This is a genomic window from Duganella sp., from assembly GCF_039595735.1.
In the GTDB taxonomy this organism is placed as follows: Bacteria; Pseudomonadota; Gammaproteobacteria; order Burkholderiales; family Burkholderiaceae_D; genus Rugamonas.
The window spans coordinates 54,409-73,035 of record NZ_JBCNLB010000008.1; the positions used below are offsets into that span (position 1 = coordinate 54,409).

An 18,627-nucleotide genomic window follows, 5' to 3' on the forward strand; every position below is an offset into this window, starting at 1 on the left:
TTGCTTGGTCTTCCTGAAAAGGAAAATTAAGCGGACAGTGCTTTCAGGGCAGCTGCCAGACGGCTCTTGTGACGAGCTGCCTTGTTTTTGTGGATGATCTTCTTGTCAGCGATGGAGTCGATGGTCGACACGGAAGCTTGGAAGATGGTCGTCGCAGCAGCTTTGTCACCAGCCTGGATGGCCTTACGCACAGCCTTGATAGCGGTGCGCAGGGTCGAACGCTGAGCCGAGTTGTGAGCGTTTTGCTTAACTGCTTGACGAGCGCGTTTGCGCGCTTGTGCGGTATTTGCCATGAAATTTCCTAAACAGGTAAATGATGCGTTTGCAAACATTAATGTTTGCCAAACAGGTGCGTCCTAGGTTGCCATCAGGGCGAACCGTGTGAGTCAAACTACTGCCTGCCAAACATTAATGTCTGCGCAACAGAATTTTGTACAGCCTGTGATTATAGCGATATTTATCAGCAGGAGCAACTATAATCACGTCCCATGAACTTGCTTAAGACACTTACCGCCATCTCCAGCATGACCATGCTGTCCCGGATTACCGGCCTCCTGCGTGAAACCCTGATCGCCCGCGCCTTCGGCGCCGGCGGCCTGACCGATGCCTACATCGTCGCCTTCCGCATTCCCAATCTGCTGCGCCGCCTGTTTGCCGAGGGGGCGTTTTCGCAAGCGTTCGTGCCGATCCTGGCCGAGTACAAGAACAAGCAGGGCCACGAGGCCAGCAAGCAGCTGACCGACCATGTGGCCAACACGCTGGTGTGGGCCACGCTGATCGTCACGGTGATCGGCATTATAGCGTCGCCGCTGTTTATCTACCTGATCGCCACCGGGCTCAAGGAGTTTGACGCGGCAGTGTGGATGACGCGTGTGATGTTCCCCTATATTAGTTTCATGGCCTTCGTGGCGCTGGCCGGCGGCGTGCTCAATACCTGGCGCGAATTCAAGATCCCGGCCTTCACGCCGGTGCTGCTGAACCTGTCCTCCATCCTGGCGTCGCTGTTCCTGCAGCAGCACCTGGCGCAGCCGATCTACGCCATGGCGATTGCCGTGTTTGTCGGCGGCGTGCTGCAGGTGGCGATCCAGGTGCCGGCACTGATCCGCATCGGCATGCTGCCGCGGCTGTCCTGGAACCCGGCCGCCGGCCTTGGCGACCCCGGCGTGCGCCGTGTGCTCAAGAAGATGGGACCGGCCGTGTTTGCCGTCTCGGCCGCCCAGATCAGCCTGATGATCAACACCAGCATCGCCTCGCGCCTGGCCGATGGCAGCATCTCGTGGCTGTCCTACGCCGACCGCCTGATGGAATTCCCCACCGCCCTGTTGGGCGTGGCGCTGGGCACCATCCTGCTGCCCAGCCTGTCCAAAGCCCAGGCCGACGACGACAAGCAGGAATACTCGGAGCTGCTGGACTGGGGCCTGCGCCTGACCTTCCTGCTGGCGCTGCCGGCGGCGGTGGGCATGGCGGTGCTGGCCGAGCCGATGATCGCCACCTTGTTCCACTATGGCGCCTTCAGCGATGAAGCCACCACGCAATCGGCGCGGCCGCTGATCGCCTACTGCGTCGGCCTGCTGGGCATTATCCTGGTGAAGACGCTGGCGCCGGCGTTTTACGCGCAGCAGGACATCCGCACGCCGGTGCGCATCGCCCTGATGGTGCTGGTGGCTACCCAGCTGATGAATTTGCTGTTTGTGCCCTATCTGCAGGTGTCCGGCCTGGCGCTGTCGATCGGCATGGGCGCCTGCCTGAACGCCGCCTTCCTGTACACCGGCCTGCGCAAGCGCGATATCTACCGTCCGCGGCCAGGCTGGCCGCTGTTCTGTCTCAAGCTGGTGATCGGCTGCGGCCTGATGGCGGCGGCCGCCTGGTTGGGCGCGCGCCAGATCGACTGGATCGGCTTGCAGCACCACGCCTTGCTGCGCGCGGGCGCCCTGCTGCTGCTGGTTGGCATATGCGCCGCAGTGTACTTCGGCGCCCTGCTGGCAATGGGCTTCCGGCTGCGCGACTTCAAGCGCATCGCGCGCTGAGCGCCAGGCGCCGGACGAAAAAAAACCCGCCGAGGCGGGTTTTTTAACGCGAGCCTGACTTAGGCTTTTTTGCGGCGAGCAGCAACAGCACCAACCAGTGCCAGGCCACCCAGCATCATGCCGTAGGTGGTTGGCTCTGGAACTGGCAGGGCCGACACGGTAGCGGTGTAGGTGGTGTTTTTCAGTTCGGTGTGACCCCAGATGTGCACGGTGTAGGTACCAGCGCCCAGCGAGCCAGCCCAAGCCAGGTTCTGGGTCGAACCGGTGGTGATTGCTGGGCCGAAGGTGCCGTAGCCAACCAGTTCACCGCCGAAGCCGGAGATCGCGCCAGCTGGAGCAGCGAAGGTTTGCTGTGCGCCGAACGAGGTTGCCGATGGCACGTCGATGGTGAAGGTCCAGGTGTCCAGGAAGTCGATGTTCGCGCCGTATTTGGCCGAACCTTGCGACACGGAGTCAAAACCGGTCGAATCCAGGGTGCCCAGATCTTTGGTGGTGCCTGCTGCGAAAGCGCTCACCGAAGCAACAGCCAGTACTGCGCCGGCTGCGAAAGATTTCAATTTCATATGATTATCCTTAATCAGACGAATTGTGGCTGTGCTTGCGCCAACCACTTGTGGGTTAATAGGAGTGCTGCTAGGACGAACAATAACATAAAAACATTAATTACGATTGTAAATTTTTTATTTTTAATTGCTTTTTTATAACTTTTTTCGCATCGCAAAAAAAACCTATCTGCGCCGCACCATTTTGGCAATGCTTTTGGAAACTTTTTGGTGAGAAAGTTGATTTTTACTCACATATCGCGCTGTTCCGCCGGTGCCGGTTCAGGCTCCGGCGACGGCGCTTTTTCAGAGGAAGAAGCGGGCTCCTCCATAGCGGGCGCGGGTTCCTGGGGCGGCTCAGGCTGGTCAGTTTTGGGGGGCGATATTGGTGCAGGTAAATTTTGTTGGCGTGAGCCCAAACCTTGTTGTAAATCAGATACAGTCTTGCTAGTTTGTGCTTGATTTCCCGTTTGCGCCGTATCTGCCACCATCATAAATTTCCACTCGGAAATTCGACTCTTGCCTTCAAATCCAGAATATCGTGGGGGGAAATTGCCAATTTTCACAGGTTTTGCATCGGACAGGCTATACACCGCCAGCACGCCGACCTTATCGCCGCGGTAGACAATCCCCCACTCGGCTTTGCCCGTCATCGGGTCGACAAAAATCTTGCGCAGATGCCGGCGCGTGCCGGGGAAGCGCGGATCTTTCAGCAATTCTTTCAGGGAAGGCGGCTGCGTGGGCTGCCCCTGCGGCGTGGCGTCAGCGTAGCTTTTGAGCGCATCGCTGAAGGCGCCGCCGATTTCCAGCAACTCCTGCTCGACCCTGCTGCGCTGCAACACTGAACCCAGTTTTATGGTCGAAGCCGTTAACAAAGCGACAATGGCAACCACGATAATCAGGCTCAGATAGGTGAATCCGCGCGCGCCGTTGATGCGCCGCGCGCTGCCTGGCAATGTTGATGCTTCGGCCATATCACCAGTCGGCGTAAGGCTTGCCGCTGCGGTCGTTGCCGGCAGCGCCGCTGCGGATGGTGTAGACGCTGCCCTTGCTGCTGTCTTCCGGCGGCACGATGATCCAGGTGGTGTCGCTTTCGGCGACGGGGTCGTACGGCAAGGCGCGCAGGTAGCGTTTTTCCACCAGTTGCTCCAGCGAATCCGGATAGCGGCCGGTGTCGCCGTAATATTGGTCCAGCACCTGCCGCACATTGCGCAGGTTGTCAGCCAGCACCACCTCTTTCGACTTGTCGATGCTGGGGAAGTAGCGCGGCACGGCCAGCGTCAGCATCAGGGCCACGATGCCCAGCACCACCAGCAGTTCGATCAGTGTGAATCCGTTGCGCTTCATGCTCACCACTTCTTGTAAGGTACGCCGTTCAGGCCGGTCTTTTCACTGAGGCTGTAGACATCGTAGACATCTTCGCCCTCCTTCGGCTGATCGGCCTCGCTGGCGTAGCTGCGCTTGCCCCAGGTTTGCGCGTCGCTCAGCAGGCTATCCGGATTGAACGGGTCGCGCGGCACCCGGCGCAGGAAGAAGATCCTGGCGTGCTTGGGGTTTTGCAGATCCGGCACGCCTTCCACCAGCGTTTCCAGCGTCTTCGGGTAGCCGCTGGCGCCCAGCGACTTGGCAATGCGGCCCTGATCGTAAGCCAGCTTGTAGGCGTCCAGCGCATGGCGGATTTCACGCAGCGATTCGCGCAAGTCCTGCTCCTGCCGCCGCTGCACCACGACCTGCGCGGTCGGGATCACCAAAGCGCTGAGCAGGCCGAGGATGGCCAGCGTCACCAGCAGCTCGATCAGGGTGAAGCCGCGCGCGCGCATGATTACTGCTGCACCGGTGCGGATTCGGTGGCCGGCGCCGGCGATGGCTCGGCCGCTGGCGGCTGCACCGCTTGCGGCTGCGCGCCTTGCGTGGCCGGCAGTGGCGCCGGTTGCGATTGCGAGATCGATGTCGCCTGCACCGGACCTGGCGCGGGCTGCGGCGTGGCCGGTGCGCCAGGCGCGGCCGGTGCCGGTGCGGGCGCCGGCCGCGCCTGGCCCGGCAGCGGCACATTGGCGCGCGGCGTCAGGTCCGGACGGCGGCGGAAACTGGCCTCGGTGCCGGCCGAGAACTCCGACGCCGACGCTTCCGGACGCTGCACATTGCGGATCAGGTGCGGCGTAATCGACAGCACGATCTCGGTCTTCTGGTTGTCGTCACGCTGGCTGCCGAACAGGCGGCTGACGATCGGCAGCTCGCTGAAGCCCGGCACCTTGTTGGACGAATTGCGTTCCTCGTTGTTGATCAGCCCCGCCAGCACCTGGTTCTCGCCATCCTTCAGCTGCAGCATGGTGGACGCCTGGCGCGTGCCCAGCTGGTATGCGGTGGTGCCGTTCTTGGTGGTGATGGTGCTGACCAGATTGCTGACTTCCAGCTGCATACGGATCGCCACCTCGTTGTTCAGGTAAATGGTCGGCTCGGCGTTCAGGGTCAGGCCGACGTCGACGTAGGTGACCGAATCGCTGGCAAAGCCGCCCACGCCGGAAGAGACGGTGGACGTAATTACCGGCAGCTTGTCGCCAATGACGATCTTGGCCTTCTCCTTGTTGCGCACACGGATGCGCGGATTGGCCAGCAGATTGGAGTCGGAGTCGTTCTTGTTGGCGTTGACGCCCAGCTGCACGCCGGTGACGCCGATGGTGCGCTGGTTCAGATTATTCAGATCGCGGATGGTGATGCCGGTGCCGCCCGAGGTGGACAGCGGTGCGAACGTGACGGAAGTCGGCCACACCACGCCCAGGTCCATCAGGCGCGAACGCTTCACTTCCAGGATCTCCACTTCCAGCATGACTTCCGCTTCCGGCGCATCCTGCAGCGTGATCAGGCGCTCGGCCAGGCGGATTGCTTCCGGCGTGTCGCGCACGATGATGAGATTGAGCTTTTCATCCACCACCACGTCGCGCGACTTGAGGATGGTCTTCAGCGTGTTGGCCACCAGCTTGGCTTCGGCATTCGCCAGGAAGAAGGTCTTGACCGTCATCTCCTGGTATTCCTTCAGCTTGGCCGCCACGTTCGGATAGATCAGGATGGTGTTGGCGTCCATCACCTGCTGCTCCAGCTGATTTGTCAGCAGCAGGAAGTAGATGGCCGATTCCACAGTGCTGTTCTTCAGCAGCACCGTGGTTTTCTGGTCGGTCTTCACGTCCTTGTCGAACACGAAGTTCAGGCCTGAGCGGCGCGAGATCACCTCAAACACCTGCTTCAGCGGAGCGTCACGGAACTCGATGGTGATCGGCTGCTTGTAAGCCTTCGACAGGCCTGACTCCACCGCCGGCGGGGCGCTCTTCTCGGCCGCTTCGCGCAGCATGGCGCGCGCCTTGTCGTTGCCTGGCGATTCGGTCAGGATGGCGTTGAGCTTTTGCCTGGCCAGTTCGTATTCGCCCTTGTTGAAATGCTGGGTGGCGGCGTCCATCAGCCTGGCCTGGCGGCCATCGCGCTCCAGCGCGCGCAAGCCGGCTACTGCGCGCTCGTTCTGCGCGTCGAGGCTCAGCACACGGCGGTAGCCCTGCTCCGCCTGAGCGCTGCGGCCTTCGGCCTGGTCGCGTTCAGCCGTTTCCAGGATGCGTTGGGTGGCGCGCTCGCGCGCACTCAGGTAGGCGCTGCGATATTGTGCGTTGTACGGGTCGGCCTGCACCGCCTCCTGGTATTTGGCGAGACCGGCTTCGACCTGATTCTTCGCGATCAGGTCATTGCCGTCGCGGTAGGCCATTTGCGCGGCGCAGCCGCTCAGCAGGATCGCCAGCGCAGCACAGCTGCCTAGTTTCTTCAGAGGGCTAGCCATCACTCAAGAGCTCCAATATTCATCTGTTGTTGCTGATTCAAAGGCAAATAAGTCAGGGACATCATCGGCGGCGCGATCTTCTCCACGCGGTAGGTGCCGTCAATGACAGTCTGAACCCGCACCGAGTACGTTTTATCTCCACGTGCCAGGAACACCTCCCACGCGCCGTCGGCCAGCGCCTTGCCGATGTAGGTGAACGGCATGGGCGGCGCCATCGGCGGTGGCGGCGGCGTTTTCGACGGCGGCGGAGGTGGCGGCGGCGGTGGATTCCAGTTCTGCCCCATGAACACACCCTCGCCAGCGGCGAACGTGGCGTCGCCGGCCTCGCCCACCAGTTGCGCGCGCGGGACCAGCGCAAGGATGGCGGTATCGGCTTTGCCGTCGCTGGCGCCGGCGTCGCGCGGCGCCTGGGATGGCGCAGGTTTCGACGCGTTGGCACGCGCCACCGGCTCCGCGATGTCGGCCGAGGGCGAGTTATCGCCAAACAGCACCAGGCCGGCCGCGCCCACCAGTGCCACTGCCATCACGATCTGGTAGGGCTTCATGGTTCGGCGTCCTTCAGGTACAGGGTAAAGCGCAGGCGCGCTTCCACCGTGGGATCGGCAATGGTGTCGCGGCGGAAGCCCACTTCATCCAGCGAGGCATACGGCATCTCGCGCAAGCCTTGCATGGCGAACTGCCAGATCGACTGATACGGGCCCTTCACCGGCAAGATGATCTGGTAGGTGCTGACGCGGCTGGCCTTGTCGTAAGCTGCTTTGTACTCGCCCTGGTTCAGAGTCAGGCCGGCTTTGGCGGCCAGGTCGAACAGCACTTTCACCTGCTGTTCGGCGTAGCGTTTTTCACCCAGCGTGTCGTAGAAGGCAGCCAGATTCTGATTGGCCGACGGCGGTGGCGCAGGCGTCACCAGCGTCGATGGCGCAGGTAAAGGCTGTGCCATCACGCGCGCTTGCGCCGCGCGTTGCGGCAGCAGCCATGCCCACGCAACCACGCCAGCCGCGCACAAGATCAGCGCCACGCAGGTCGGCACGCCCCGACGCAGCACGGCGATGCGGGCGCGCAGCAGCAGCGCGGCCACGTTCATGTTATTCATCGCGCCTGCCATGTCGCCTCCAGCTGGAAACGCAGCGGGCGGTTCGGGTCCGCATCGTTGACTTCATGGCGCGTCAGAATCACGCCGCTAAAGCTTTCCTGTTCTTTCAAGGCGGCCACGTAGTCGACCATGTCGTCGCTGGTCCTGGTCTCGGCGGTGATCTTGAGGACGCGCTTGCGCGGATCGGGCTCCATCGCCACCAGCGCCACGCTGCGCGGCGTGGCGGCCAGCACGGCATCCTGCAGCTCGCGCCAGGGCAGGTTCAACTGCATGATGGCGCTGTTGACGAAATTCGCCTGCGCTTCGGGAATGGCGACGCGCGCCACCTCCGCCGGCGGGCGCGCCGACAGCGCCTTCACGCGCTCCTGCAAATGCTGCAGCTGGTGCTGGCGCTCACGCTGCTGCTCGACCAGTTGCCAGCCGCCGAAAGCCGCGCCGGCGCACAGCAGCACGCCGGCGCCGGCCAGCGCCAGCACGGCCGGATGGATGTGGAACAAGGTGCGGCGCACGCTGCGCGGCGCGAAATCGATCTTCATGGCCTTCATGCGGCGCGGCCCTCCAGCACACGGCATGCGATGTGCGCCGCGCTGCCCGACGGCTGGGTCCACGCAGCGGGCGCATCGCCGTTCACCTGCAGCAGCGATGGCGCCTCCATGTCCAGCAGCAGGGCTTCGCGCTGCAGGGTTTGCGTCAGCCAGGCCTGATCACCGCCTTGCGGGATCGGCAGCGAGCGCACGGCGCGCAGGTTTCCGCCATCCGCTTCGGTGGCAGCCACGGTAAGCAGGCCATCGTGCACATGACCGAACCAGGCGCCTGGTTTCAGGCCGCGCCGGCTGCGGTTCCAGGCGCTGACAAAGCGCGGCTCGATGGCGACGATCGACAGCTTGCAGTCCTGCGCCACCACACTGAGTTCCGCCAGCAGGGGGCGCGGCACGGCGGCGGCAAAGAATGGCTGCACCGCGTCCCAGTCGGCCGCTATCTGCCATGCCGACGGTGGCTCGCCGTACAGCGACTGGAAGCGCAGCGCAGCCGCCGCTTCCAGGTCCGCCATGCGCGCGGCGCCGGCCGGCGGCGTCACGCGCCACATGCGCGTCAGTTCATCGGCCAGCACAAAGCTGACCGGCCAGCCGGCTACATTCAATTCGCCCAGCACCGCACGCAAGGCGTTGGCGATGGCGTCAAACGGATGCTCGGCCGATGGCGCGATCTGCTGCGACGCCAGCGTTTCCGGCGCGGCTGCCGCGCGGCCCGGCAAACGCCAGCCGCCTGCGCGCTGCACGCTGACCGCGTGCGGCGCGACGTCGATGCGCAGTGATTGTCCGATAGCTCTACGCATGCAAGGTCACTCGTTTAATTTCGGTCAGGGTGGTGGCGCCGCGCTTGACCACTTCCAGCGCGGCCTGGCGCAGGCTGCGCGTGCCGTTGTCATAGGCGGCCTGCTTGATCTGGCGGATCGGCCGCTTGTCGACGATCAGTTCGCGGATTTCGTCATTCAAGGTCAGGATCTCGGCAATCGAGCGGCGGCCCTTGTAGCCGGTGCCGCGGCAATCGCCGCAGCCCTTGCCCTGCATGAAGCGGTAATCGTAGACGTCGGCGCGCGTCATGCCGACGCTGGCCAGTTCATGATCGTCCGGCGTGTATTCGGTGGCGCAATGCGGGCAGTTGGTACGGATCAGGCGCTGCGCCCAGATGCCGTTCAGCGCCGACACAAACGCGTACGGATCAATGCCCATGTGGGTGAAGCGGCCGAACACGTCGAACACGTTATTGGCGTGCACCGTGGTCAGCACCAGGTGGCCGGTCAGCGCCGACTGCACGGCGATTTCCGCCGTCTCGCGGTCGCGGATTTCACCGACCATGATTTTGTCCGGGTCATGGCGCAGAATGGAGCGCAGGCCCTTGGCGAAGGTCAGGCCCTTCTTTTCATTGACCGGGATTTGCAGGATGCCGGGCAGCTGGTATTCCACCGGATCTTCAATGGTGATGATTTTTTCGCGGCCATTATGTATCTCGGTCAGCGCGGCATACAGCGTGGTGGTTTTGCCGGAGCCGGTCGGCCCGGTCACCAGCAGCATGCCGTAGGCTTCCTGCGCCAGCGTGCGCAGCGTGGACAGGGACGGCGCGTCAAAGCCCAGCGCTTCCAGCGTCAGAGAGCCATACGCTTCGATCATGGCGCGCTTGTCGAGGATACGGATCACCGCGTCCTCGCCGTGAATGCTCGGCATGATGGAGACGCGCAGATCGATCTCGCGGCCATTGGCCTCGACGCGGAAACTGCCGTCCTGCGGCACGCGGCGCTCCGCGATATCCAGTTCCGCCAGCACTTTCAGACGCGAGATGATTTGTTCGGCCACGTCCACGCCGTTGACGGCGGTGGCGTGATCGAGCACGCCGTCAACGCGGTACTTGACCGCCAGGCCGCCGGCCGTGCTTTCCAGGTGGATGTCGGAGGCGCCGGCTTTCAGCGCATCGTACAAGGTGGAGTTGACCAGGCGGACCGCCGGGCTGGCGCCTTCCGAAACCGAAGCAAACGACAGCACCGCAGCCGTCTTGCCGTCGCGCCGGCCTTCGCTGGCGCCAGGCAGCAGCGAGTCGGTGGCGCGCGCGGATTCCTCCTGCTTGGATAGATAGGCCTGAATATCGGCCTGCAGCGCCAGGCGTGTGATCAAGGGCGCGGCCGGCGTGGCGCGCGCCTGCGTGCCGAGCCAGGTTTGCAGGTCCAGATCAAACGGATCGGCAATCACGCCGATCACGCCGTCGGGGCCGCGCAGCAGCACGCAGTGGCGCGCCATCGCCTGCGACAGCGGCAGCAGATCCCAGGCCGGCTCGTAGGCCAGCATGTCGACCGTCTCCAGCACCGCCATGCCGAACGGCTGCGCCAGGTCACGCACCAGCAGGCGCGGTTCGGCGCCGGTCAGCCCCTCCAGTTCTTCCACCAGGGTGCGTTTGGACTGCTGGCGCAAGTGGCGGGCGCGCGCCAGCAAGGTGGTATCGATCATGACATGTCTCCCGCCAGATCGAAGATCGGCATGTACAACAACACCACGATGGCGCCGACCACCAGGCCGATGGCCGCCATCAGCAGCGGTTCAAAAGTGCGGGTGAAGCGTTCGATCCAGCGGCTGATTTCGCCGTCGTAGAACGCCGCCGATTGCGTCAGCATCGGCCCCATGTCGCCGGTGCGCTCGCCCACGCGCAGCATGCGCAGCGAGATCGGCGTGGTCAGATGGGCAGCCTCAAAGGCAGTCGACAGCGGCAGCCCCGACTCCACCGCCGCGCGCGCGGTTTGCAGATTGGTGCGCATGGCCGGCGACACCATGCCCTGCACCGTCTCGATGGCGTGCACGATGGTGATGCCGCCCTCGCTCAGCATGCCAAGCGTGAGATACAGGCGCGATAATTCATAGATGCGCACCCGCTCGCCGATGCCCGGCAGCTTGCCCAACAGACGCGCGATGCCGCCATTGGCCATCAGCTGGCGCACGCCCAGCACCAGCGCGGCCAGCACGGCGGCGATGCCGGCCAGCAGCAGCGTGGTGTGGGCGCCGGCGAACTGGCCCCAGTTGAGCATCTGCTGCGACAGCCACGGCAGGTTGCGGCCGGCGCCCTGATACACCTCGGCAAAGCGCGGCACCACATAACCGATCAGGAACAGGCTGACGCCGCCGCCCACCAGCAACAGGATGCAGGGGTAAATCGCCGCCGACACCAGCTTGGCGCGCACCAGGTCGATGCGCTGCTGGTAATCGATGAAGCGCGCCAGCGAACGTGGCAGGTCCGAGGTGCCCTCGGCCGCCTTGACGATGCCGACGTACAGCGGCGGGAACAAGTCCGGCTGCTCGGCCAGCACGGCGGAAAAGCGCTGGCCTTCGCGCAGGCCGCCCAGCAGGCGCTCCAGCACGCCGCGGGTGGCCGGGTTGGCTTCCTTTTCCAGCAGCGCTTCCAGCCCCTCGACGATGCCCAGGCCGGCGGTCAGCAGCGCCAGCAACTCCTGGCTGAACAACACCAGCGAGAGCGCGCGGCGCTTGCCGCCGCGGCCCGGCAGCCCGGCACGCACCGGCGCGATCGAACTGACGAACAGCCCGCGCGCCTCGACCTGGCGCCGCGCGTCCGCCTCATCGCGGCCATCGACCACCAGGTGGGAGATGACCATATCGGCAGACAAGGTACGGACGTCGAACTGCATGGGCGGATGGTTTAGCGCGAGGTGATGTCGGCGTCTTCGCCCGTGCCGCCAGGTTGGCCGTCACGGCCTTCCGAGGTGATGATGAATTCCGCGCCCGCCTCCGGGCCCTTGTACTTGTAAGCGTGGCCCCATGGATCGGGCGGAACGCCCTTCTTCAGGTACGGGCCGTTCCACTTGGCGCCGGCGGTGGCTGGCGCTGTGATCAGCGCGCCCAAACCTTCCTCGGTGGTCGGATAGCGCCCGACATCAAGACGATAGGTGTCGAGTGCCTTTTCAAACGCCTCAATCTGCGCCTTGGCGATGGTCACTTCCGATTTGCCCAGCTGGGCGAAGTATTTCGGTCCCACGTACGCCGCCAGCAAACCAATGATGACGATCACCACCAGCAGCTCCAGCAAGGTAAAGCCGGCAGCCCTGCGCCCGCCATTTCTTACTACGTTCATCCCGCCAACTCCTCTGCGATCATCCTGCGGATACAAAGCCAGAGGCTACCACGCGGTTTGCATCTACGACAATCTTTTCTTCGCGTACGGCCCAGGTTTCAAGCTTGTGGCTTTTTTCGCACAAGCTGGCGCATGTTGTTGGCACCAGGTTTTCATTCTTACATCGGAACAAATGCCCCGTTCGCTGTATGAATAAACAAATTTAATGTGTTAGCACAATAGCCATCAAATTAATAATAACAATATACTTACTGACAATCTCGTCCGTAGTACCCGCCGCACCGCCCCGTGTTGTTTTACCTACCTACCCTGAAGGAAAGACTCATGAAACGCGCTTTGCATGCACTTCTGTTGGGCTTGATGACCTTGGCGGCGCTGCCGTCCGCCTCGGCTAACGACATTACCCTGGACTTCGAGAATATGCCGCCCGGGCCGCTGTTCCAGGGCGACGCCTTCGACGTCGGCCACGACGTCTATTTCGAACCGTTTTCTGTGTCTTCGTCCGCCCAGCCGGGCGACTACGTGGGTGAAGTGGTGGAAAGCGCCTGGGCCGGCGAGCAATGCGGCCAGGTGCAGTGTCCGGGCACCGGCGGCACCTACCTGGCGGCGCTGAACGACAGCGCGTTTTATTTTTCCACCTTCTCCGGCAACGCCTTCAGCGTCAAGTCGCTGGACGCCAGCTTCCTCGGCCCGCAGGCCGACAGCTACTTCCCCACCATGGGCGCGCTGCGCATCCAGGCCAACCGCGCCGACGGCAGCTACGCGCTGGCCACCTTCTACCTGGGGCCGCCGGGCGACAACGGCTATGAGTTCAGCCACTTCACCACCAGCAGTGCGTTTGCCAACGATCAATTCGTCGAGATCTATGTGTTCGGCCTGGCGTGCAACAGCGCCGGTTCCTGCTCGGCCTTCAACAGCGACCGCGGCCAGTTTGCGCTGGATAACCTGGTCCTGACCTCGGCCGTGCCCGAGCCGTCGACCTGGCTGCTGCTGGGCAGCGGCCTGCTGCTGATCGGCGCCATCCGCCGCCGCGCCTGAACCCAAGAACGAGGAGATCCCCATGAAACTACGCCCAGTTCCCGTAGCCATCCTGCTGCTGTCCAGCGTGCTGTCGCTGGCCCACGCCGCCGACGAGCGCCGCTCCTACCTGGTGCTGCTGGCCGACAAGCCGGCCGCCACCTACACCGGCGGCATCAGCGGCCTGGCCGCCACCCAGCCGGTGGCCGGCACCCGCATCGATCCGTCCAGCACCTCGCTGCAGCTGTACAGCGACTACCTCGGCCAGAAACAGGACGCGGTCAAAGCCACCGTGCCGGCCGCCGAGATCGAATACCAGTACAAGGTGGTGCTGAACGGCTTCTCGGCGCGCCTGACCGATGACGAAGTGCGCACCCTGCAAACCAACAGCGCCGTCAGCGCCATCCGCGCCAACACCGAGCGCCACCTCGACACCAGCTACACCCCGACCTTCCTGGGCCTGGACGGCCCCGGCGGCCTGTGGGAAAAAGCCGGCGGCAGGCAGCAGGCCGGCGAGAACGTCGTGATCGGCGTGATCGACAGCGGCATCTGGCCGGAAAATCCGTCCTATGCCGACCGCGTTGACAGCGACGGCCGCCCCACCTTCGACAACAGCGGCACGCTGGCCTACAGCGCGCCGCTCAACTGGAACGGCACTTGCCAGAGCGGCGAAGGCTTCACCGCCGCCAACTGCAACAACAAGCTGATCGGCGCGCGCTACTTCCGCGACGGCTTCGAGCGCTCCGGCAATACCCAGCACTGGACCGAGTTCATCTCGCCGCGCGACTCGATCGGCGGCGCGCTCGGCCAAGGCGGCCACGGCACCCACACCTCCACCACCGCCGGCGGCAACTATGGCGTGGCCGCCAGCCTGGGCGGCATGGACATGGGCTCGGTATCCGGCATGGCGCCGCGCGCCCGCCTGGCCGCCTACAAGGTATGCTGGACCTATGTCGATGGCACCACCCGCGGCAAGAACAGCTGCTGGGAACAGGACAGCATCGCCGCTATCGAGCAGGCCGTGCTGGACGGCGTGCACGTGCTGAACTACTCGATCAGCGGCGGCGCCACCCCGACCGATTCAGTCGAGCTGGCCTTCCTCAACGCGGCCGCGGCCGGCGTGTTCGTGTCCGCCTCGGGCGGCAATGATGGCCCGGGCCAGGCGGTCAATCACGCCGGTCCTTGGCTGACCACGGTGGCGGCTGCCGCGCATGACCACTTCCGCGTTGCCAAACTCACGCTGGGCAATGGTGCCACCTATCAGGGCGCCTCGCTCAGCAACAAGGCCTTGCCCAACGATACGCCCATCGTGCGTTCTGAAGACGTGGCCGTGACTGGCGCCGATGCCGAGGCGGCCAGGCTGTGCTTCAGCGCCGGCTGGGCCGGCAAACCGGTGCTCAATCCGGCACTGGTGGCCGGCAAGATCGTCACCTGCGTGCGCGGCACCAATGACCGCGTCGACAAAAGCCTGGCGGTAAAAGAGGCCGGCGGCGTCGGCATGGTGATGGTGGATAACGGCAACGGCCTGGTGGCCGAGCTGCACTCGGTGCCAACCGTGCACGTCACGGCCGCCGACGGCGCCGCCATCAAGACCTACGCGGCGGCCAGCGGCCGCATCGCCGGCCTGTCGCACTTCTTTGAAGCGCCGGGCGTCGGCCCGATCATCGCCGGCTTCTCCTCGCGCGGCCCCAACCAGGGCGACGGCAACGTCCTCAAGCCCGACCTGGCCGCGCCCGGCGTCGACATCCTGGCTGGCGTCACGCCGGAACTGACGTCGGCCCAGCAGGCCAGCCTGAACACCGGCACCCTGCCCAATGTCCCGCTGGCGTGGGGACTGCTGAGCGGCACCTCGATGGCCGCGCCGCACGTGACCGGCGTGGCAGCCCTGCTGCGCCAGGCCTATCCGGACTGGTCGCCGGCCGCCATCAAGTCCGCCCTGATGACCTCGGCCACGCAAACCTTCCCGGACACCGAGACCGGCTTGTCGGCGGGCGTGCTGCCGTGGTCGCAAGGCGCCGGCCATATCAACCCGCGCGGCGGCCTGCCCAACTATGGCAGCCGTGACACCAATCCGGGCGGCGCCATCACGCCGGGGCTGGTGTACGACATTGCCGCCACCGACTACCGCAAATACCTGTGCGGCGGCGGCGCCAACGCGTATTGCGGCAATGGCGCACTGGCCAGCTACAACCTGAACGTGCCATCGATCACCCTGTCCAACGTGCTGGGCAATGTGACCGTGACGCGCAGCGTCACCAATGTCGGCCCCAATGCCGCCACTTACAGCGCGCAAATCGCGGTGCCGGGCTACAGCGCCACGGTGGAACCGGCCAGCCTGGCGCTGGCGCCGGGCCAGAGCGCCAGCTTCAACGTCAAGCTGAGCCGGACCACGGCGGCCGACAACACCTGGCAGTATGGCGCGCTGGTCTGGCGCGATGGCAGCCACATCGTGCGCATCCCGGTCACCGCGCGCAGCGGCAAGCCGATCAGCTCGACGCCGCTGCTGACCAGCGTGCGCCCGACCGGCAGCACCGTGATCACGGCCGGCACCGGTTATGCCGGCCGCATGAGCGCCAAGACCGGCGGTTTCAAGCCGGTGGTGAAGAGCGGCGCGCTGACGGTTGGCCAGGCCGAAGCCGATGTCGACACCGGCGACCAGATCGCCGCCGCCTGCAACAGCAACGATCCCGGCATCACGCGCATTCCGGTCACCTTCCCGGCCAACACGGTGGTGGCCTCGTTTGAGTTGTTCAACGATGACACCACCCATGGCAGCCAGGACGACCTCGATCTGGCGCTGATCAACAGCGCCGGCCAGCTGGTCGACTACAGCGGTCACGGTGGTTCCAACGAAGCGCTGCTGGAATTGTCGCCGGCCGCCGGCAGCTACAACGTATGCGTGATCGGCTATAAAACGCCGGGTGGCGGCAGCACCAGCTTCAAGCTGTCGTCCGCCATCTCCAGCCGCACCGACACCGGCGGCAATCTGCGCGCGGCCGTGCCCAGCCAGATCTACCCAGGCAGCACGGCCAGCGTGAGCGCCAGCTGGTCCGGCCTGGCGACCGGCCAGCGCTTCTTCGGCGGCGTGCAACTGCTGGATGCCAACGGCAACGTCAGCACCACCACCGCGCTGCTGGTGCAGACCAACAGCCCGATCCCGCAGGTGGAAGCAGCCGACCGCAGCGCCAAGCGCATCAGCGCCAAGTAGCAGATGTGAAGCGGGACTGGCGCGGGCCTAGGCGGCCCGCGCCAGCGCCAGCGGCGGCCCGTCAAACAGATGCAAGGCCATGCCGCGCGCAATCGCTTGCGCGCGGTTGGACACCCCCAGCAGCCGGTACAGGCGCTGCAAATGATTTTTCACCGTCAAGCCTGAAATGCCGAGGATCAGACCGATCTCCTCGTTGCTCTTGCCTTCGCGCACCCAATGCAGGATTTCCGCCTCGCGGGCGCTGACCGGCCGCGCCAGCGAGCCGGCGCGCGCCTGCGCCTGCTGGCGGTTGATGCGCTGCAGGCTCATGTGCAGATACGGCAGCAGCAATTCCAGGAAATACGCGTGACGCGGCCGCGGCCGGTGCGGCAGGCCAAACAGTGCGTAGAAGGTAGAACCGCCCGGCAAGCGTTCGCTGCCGTGCACCAGCAGGTTTTCCAGCCCCAGCTCGCGCAGCTCGCCCTGGAACGGCGCCAGCCCCTGACCGGCTTTCAGCGGATCGGCGCCAGGGCCGGCATCCAGCATGGCTGGCAGGCGCAGCGAGCGGCAGTGGCGCGCCAGGCGCAGCGCCAGGCCATCGTCGCGATGACTGAGGCGGTCGCGCAAGCTGGCGTCCAGCACCGTGCTGTGCAGGCACTCCACGTGCTGCAACTCGTCCTGCGCGCCAAACTGCAGGCACACCATCACCTGGTGCGGCAGCAGCGCCTGCAACTGGCCCTGGGTCCACAGAAAGAACTGGCGCGCGTCCTGCAGCGGCAGCGCGGCCTCGATGGCGTGCAGCAGGTATTCCTGCTCCAGCTTGCTGAGGATGACCAGCTGCTCCATGCTTACGCCTGCGCCGCGACAAAGCGGTAGCCGCTGCCGCGCACGGTTTCGATGCGCTGCCGATAGCCGCTCGGCTGCAGCGCGTTGCGCAGGCGGCCGACGTGGGTGTCGACCGTGCGCTCGTCCAGATATGCGGCGCTGCCCCACACCTGGTCGAGCAGCTGGGCGCGCGTGTGCACGCGCTCGGGGTGGCTCATGAGGAAGTTCAGCAGCTTGAATTCCACCCGGCCCAGCGCCAGCTCGCGCGCGCCGGCCGTCACGCGCTGGGTGCCGGGATCGAGCCGCAGGCCGGCCAGTTGCACCGGCGCGTCGGCGGTGGTGCGCGGCGACCAGCGGCGCAGCAGGCAGTGCACGCGCGCCACCATCTCGCGCGGGCTGAAGGGTTTGGTCATGTAATCGTCGGCGCCGCTTTCAAGCGCCATGATCTTGTCCGGCTCGCCGCAACGGGCGGTCACCATCATGATCGGCAGGTTGCGCGTACGGGCTTGCGCGCGCAGGCGGCGCACCAGCGACAGGCCGGATTGGCCGGGCAGGTTCCAGTCCAGCAGCACCAGGTCCGGCAGACCGTCCTCCAGCATCAGCAAGGCCGTTTCGGCGTCGGCCGCGCGACTGATCTGGTGGCCCGCCATGCCCAGGTTAAGGGCAATCAACTCCTGGATCGCGGGTGTGCTTTCGATGACGAGGATATGGGCGGCTGGCATAGTGTTCCCCTGTAAAGGAAACACTATGCATTAAGCAATGTGGCTTTACTAATATGATTTCTATCGCCGATTCAGAGCTTTGCGATATAAATCCAGCCGTTTTGCCGGGCTTACGCCTGCTGGCGGCGGCGCGCCAGACCCAGCAGCGCCAGACCGCCGGCCAGCATGGCCCAGGTCGAAGGTTCCGGCACCGGCGCGGCGATGGTCGGAATGGTGTTGACCAGTGGCGTTGCCGCCACGGAACCGGCATCGGCCGTGACGCCGGCGGTCCAGTTCAGCTGCACCAGCGAGCCGGACGGATCGGTGGAACCAAGGTAGGCGTTGGCGTCCGCATTCATCAGCGACACGGCAAACACCGAACCAGGCGAGGTCTGGCCAGGGTCGGCGTCGCCGCTGAAGCTGACGTTGAAGCCTACCTTGCCGCCGCTGAAGACGACTTCGTGGAACAGGTCGTTCCAGCCGCCCGCACCGTCGTTGCTGATGGTGTAGCCGCTGGCCAGCGAGCCGCTCACGCTGCCGGCGATCTGGGCGGTGGCGCTGCTGCCGAAGCCGATGAAGTCGGTCAGTGTGACCGAGGCCAGCGCGGTGCCGGCATTGCCCGGGTTGAACTGCAGGTCGATCCAGCCATTGTCGCCGAAGCTGGAGGTGTCGAACTCCACGTGGTAAGTAGCGGCCGAGGCCAGGCTGGCGCAGGCGCTCAGGGCCAGCGCCAGCAGGCTGCGGCGCAAGGAGATGGTGGTGTTAGCGAAAAACATGGTGATGATC

General features: G+C 64.7%; 19 protein-coding genes. 3 read left to right on the forward strand and 16 right to left on the reverse strand.

Annotated elements, in window-relative coordinates; all coding sequences use genetic code 11:
• Window positions 1-26 precede the first annotated feature (26 nt).
• On the reverse strand, window positions 27-293 hold the full coding sequence (gene rpsT, locus ABDW57_RS15700; RefSeq protein WP_055937377.1) for a 30S ribosomal protein S20: 267 nt from the start codon (window positions 291-293) through the stop codon (window positions 27-29).
• Window positions 294-488: 195 nt separating this feature from the next.
• Between rpsT and murJ the strand changes: the two genes are divergently transcribed.
• A complete protein-coding gene (gene murJ / locus ABDW57_RS15705) occupies window positions 489-2,027 on the forward strand; it encodes a murein biosynthesis integral membrane protein MurJ (protein ID WP_343731114.1) in 1,539 nt (512 codons plus the stop codon).
• Between the two features lie 59 nt (window positions 2,028-2,086).
• Here the strand turns inward: murJ and ABDW57_RS15710 are convergent, their stop codons facing one another.
• From ABDW57_RS15710 to gspG, 12 genes are all read right to left on the reverse strand, one after another.
• A complete protein-coding gene (locus ABDW57_RS15710) occupies window positions 2,087-2,590 on the reverse strand; it encodes an FxDxF family PEP-CTERM protein (protein ID WP_343731115.1) in 504 nt (167 codons plus the stop codon).
• 230 nt (window positions 2,591-2,820) lie between these two features.
• Window positions 2,821-3,543: a type II secretion system protein gene (locus tag ABDW57_RS15715; protein ID WP_343731116.1), complete on the reverse strand. Its 723-nt coding sequence runs from the start codon at window positions 3,541-3,543 to the stop codon at window positions 2,821-2,823.
• 1 nt (window position 3,544) lies between these two features.
• The gene (locus tag ABDW57_RS15720; protein WP_343731117.1) at window positions 3,545-3,916 is read right to left on the reverse strand and encodes a type II secretion system protein; all 372 of its coding nucleotides are present in this window, start codon (window positions 3,914-3,916) and stop codon (window positions 3,545-3,547) included.
• 2 nt (window positions 3,917-3,918) lie between these two features.
• Complete coding sequence (locus tag ABDW57_RS15725; RefSeq protein ID WP_343731118.1) at window positions 3,919-4,389, reverse strand: type II secretion system protein; 471 nt, start codon at window positions 4,387-4,389, stop codon at window positions 3,919-3,921.
• A gap of 2 nt (window positions 4,390-4,391) precedes the next feature.
• A complete protein-coding gene (locus tag ABDW57_RS15730; protein WP_343731119.1) occupies window positions 4,392-6,389 on the reverse strand; it encodes a secretin N-terminal domain-containing protein in 1,998 nt (665 codons plus the stop codon).
• Window positions 6,389-6,934, reverse strand: a complete 546-nt coding sequence (locus ABDW57_RS15735; protein WP_343731120.1) for a hypothetical protein — start codon at window positions 6,932-6,934, stop codon at window positions 6,389-6,391. The genes ABDW57_RS15730 and ABDW57_RS15735 overlap by 1 nt, the downstream gene beginning before the upstream one ends.
• The gene (locus ABDW57_RS15740) at window positions 6,931-7,494 is read right to left on the reverse strand and encodes a hypothetical protein (protein WP_343731121.1); all 564 of its coding nucleotides are present in this window, start codon (window positions 7,492-7,494) and stop codon (window positions 6,931-6,933) included. The genes ABDW57_RS15735 and ABDW57_RS15740 overlap by 4 nt, the downstream gene beginning before the upstream one ends.
• Window positions 7,479-8,027 (reverse strand): hypothetical protein, encoded by a 549-nt coding sequence (locus ABDW57_RS15745; protein ID WP_343731122.1) that lies wholly within the window; start codon window positions 8,025-8,027, stop codon window positions 7,479-7,481. Before ABDW57_RS15745 ends, ABDW57_RS15740 begins: the two co-directional genes overlap by 16 nt.
• Entirely contained in the window at window positions 8,024-8,818 is a 795-nt protein-coding gene (locus tag ABDW57_RS15750) for a hypothetical protein (protein ID WP_343731123.1), read from the reverse strand. The genes ABDW57_RS15745 and ABDW57_RS15750 overlap by 4 nt, the downstream gene beginning before the upstream one ends.
• On the reverse strand, window positions 8,811-10,481 hold the full coding sequence (locus ABDW57_RS15755; RefSeq protein ID WP_343731124.1) for a GspE/PulE family protein: 1,671 nt from the start codon (window positions 10,479-10,481) through the stop codon (window positions 8,811-8,813). The genes ABDW57_RS15750 and ABDW57_RS15755 overlap by 8 nt, the downstream gene beginning before the upstream one ends.
• Window positions 10,478-11,668, reverse strand: a complete 1,191-nt coding sequence (locus tag ABDW57_RS15760) for a type II secretion system F family protein (protein ID WP_343731125.1) — start codon at window positions 11,666-11,668, stop codon at window positions 10,478-10,480. The genes ABDW57_RS15755 and ABDW57_RS15760 overlap by 4 nt, the downstream gene beginning before the upstream one ends.
• An 11-nt stretch (window positions 11,669-11,679) precedes the next feature.
• Complete coding sequence (gene gspG, locus ABDW57_RS15765) at window positions 11,680-12,111, reverse strand: type II secretion system major pseudopilin GspG (RefSeq protein ID WP_343731126.1); 432 nt, start codon at window positions 12,109-12,111, stop codon at window positions 11,680-11,682.
• A gap of 324 nt (window positions 12,112-12,435) precedes the next feature.
• Between gspG and ABDW57_RS15770 the strand changes: the two genes are divergently transcribed.
• Complete coding sequence (locus ABDW57_RS15770; RefSeq protein ID WP_343731127.1) at window positions 12,436-13,149, forward strand: NF038120 family PEP-CTERM protein; 714 nt, start codon at window positions 12,436-12,438, stop codon at window positions 13,147-13,149.
• A gap of 22 nt (window positions 13,150-13,171) precedes the next feature.
• Window positions 13,172-16,336, forward strand: a complete 3,165-nt coding sequence (locus tag ABDW57_RS15775; RefSeq protein WP_343731128.1) for a S8 family serine peptidase — start codon at window positions 13,172-13,174, stop codon at window positions 16,334-16,336.
• A gap of 27 nt (window positions 16,337-16,363) precedes the next feature.
• Here the strand turns inward: ABDW57_RS15775 and epsA are convergent, their stop codons facing one another.
• The 3 genes from epsA to ABDW57_RS15790 form a co-directional block, all read right to left on the reverse strand.
• The gene (gene epsA, locus ABDW57_RS15780; protein WP_343731129.1) at window positions 16,364-17,161 is read right to left on the reverse strand and encodes an XrtB/PEP-CTERM-associated transcriptional regulator EpsA; all 798 of its coding nucleotides are present in this window, start codon (window positions 17,159-17,161) and stop codon (window positions 16,364-16,366) included.
• A 2-nt stretch (window positions 17,162-17,163) separates the two neighbouring features.
• Window positions 17,164-17,862: a winged helix-turn-helix domain-containing protein gene (locus tag ABDW57_RS15785; protein ID WP_343731130.1), complete on the reverse strand. Its 699-nt coding sequence runs from the start codon at window positions 17,860-17,862 to the stop codon at window positions 17,164-17,166.
• Between the two features lie 110 nt (window positions 17,863-17,972).
• Window positions 17,973-18,617, reverse strand: coding sequence for an NF038129 family PEP-CTERM protein (locus tag ABDW57_RS15790; RefSeq protein ID WP_343731131.1), 645 nt, complete (start codon window positions 18,615-18,617; stop codon window positions 17,973-17,975).
• Window positions 18,618-18,627 lie beyond the last annotated feature (10 nt).

Excerpts from the sequence above, each read along its gene's own strand:
- rpsT (WP_055937377.1), bottom strand. The coding sequence starts at position 293 with ATGGCAAATACCGCACAAGCGCGCAAACGCGCTCGTCAAGCAGTTAAG.
- murJ (WP_343731114.1), top strand. The coding sequence starts at position 489 with ATGAACTTGCTTAAGACACTTACCGCCATCTCCAGCATGACCATGCTG.
- ABDW57_RS15710 (WP_343731115.1), bottom strand. The coding sequence starts at position 2,590 with ATGAAATTGAAATCTTTCGCAGCCGGCGCAGTACTGGCTGTTGCTTCG.
- ABDW57_RS15715 (WP_343731116.1), bottom strand. The coding sequence starts at position 3,543 with ATGGCCGAAGCATCAACATTGCCAGGCAGCGCGCGGCGCATCAACGGC.
- ABDW57_RS15720 (WP_343731117.1), bottom strand. The coding sequence starts at position 3,916 with ATGAAGCGCAACGGATTCACACTGATCGAACTGCTGGTGGTGCTGGGC.
- ABDW57_RS15725 (WP_343731118.1), bottom strand. The coding sequence starts at position 4,389 with ATGCGCGCGCGCGGCTTCACCCTGATCGAGCTGCTGGTGACGCTGGCC.
- ABDW57_RS15730 (WP_343731119.1), bottom strand. The coding sequence starts at position 6,389 with ATGGCTAGCCCTCTGAAGAAACTAGGCAGCTGTGCTGCGCTGGCGATC.
- ABDW57_RS15735 (WP_343731120.1), bottom strand. The coding sequence starts at position 6,934 with ATGAAGCCCTACCAGATCGTGATGGCAGTGGCACTGGTGGGCGCGGCC.
- ABDW57_RS15740 (WP_343731121.1), bottom strand. The coding sequence starts at position 7,494 with ATGGCAGGCGCGATGAATAACATGAACGTGGCCGCGCTGCTGCTGCGC.
- ABDW57_RS15745 (WP_343731122.1), bottom strand. The coding sequence starts at position 8,027 with ATGAAGGCCATGAAGATCGATTTCGCGCCGCGCAGCGTGCGCCGCACC.
- ABDW57_RS15750 (WP_343731123.1), bottom strand. The coding sequence starts at position 8,818 with ATGCGTAGAGCTATCGGACAATCACTGCGCATCGACGTCGCGCCGCAC.
- ABDW57_RS15755 (WP_343731124.1), bottom strand. The coding sequence starts at position 10,481 with ATGATCGATACCACCTTGCTGGCGCGCGCCCGCCACTTGCGCCAGCAG.
- ABDW57_RS15760 (WP_343731125.1), bottom strand. The coding sequence starts at position 11,668 with ATGCAGTTCGACGTCCGTACCTTGTCTGCCGATATGGTCATCTCCCAC.
- gspG (WP_343731126.1), bottom strand. The coding sequence starts at position 12,111 with ATGAACGTAGTAAGAAATGGCGGGCGCAGGGCTGCCGGCTTTACCTTG.
- ABDW57_RS15770 (WP_343731127.1), top strand. The coding sequence starts at position 12,436 with ATGAAACGCGCTTTGCATGCACTTCTGTTGGGCTTGATGACCTTGGCG.
- ABDW57_RS15775 (WP_343731128.1), top strand. The coding sequence starts at position 13,172 with ATGAAACTACGCCCAGTTCCCGTAGCCATCCTGCTGCTGTCCAGCGTG.
- epsA (WP_343731129.1), bottom strand. The coding sequence starts at position 17,161 with ATGGAGCAGCTGGTCATCCTCAGCAAGCTGGAGCAGGAATACCTGCTG.
- ABDW57_RS15785 (WP_343731130.1), bottom strand. The coding sequence starts at position 17,862 with ATGCCAGCCGCCCATATCCTCGTCATCGAAAGCACACCCGCGATCCAG.
- ABDW57_RS15790 (WP_343731131.1), bottom strand. The coding sequence starts at position 18,617 with ATGTTTTTCGCTAACACCACCATCTCCTTGCGCCGCAGCCTGCTGGCG.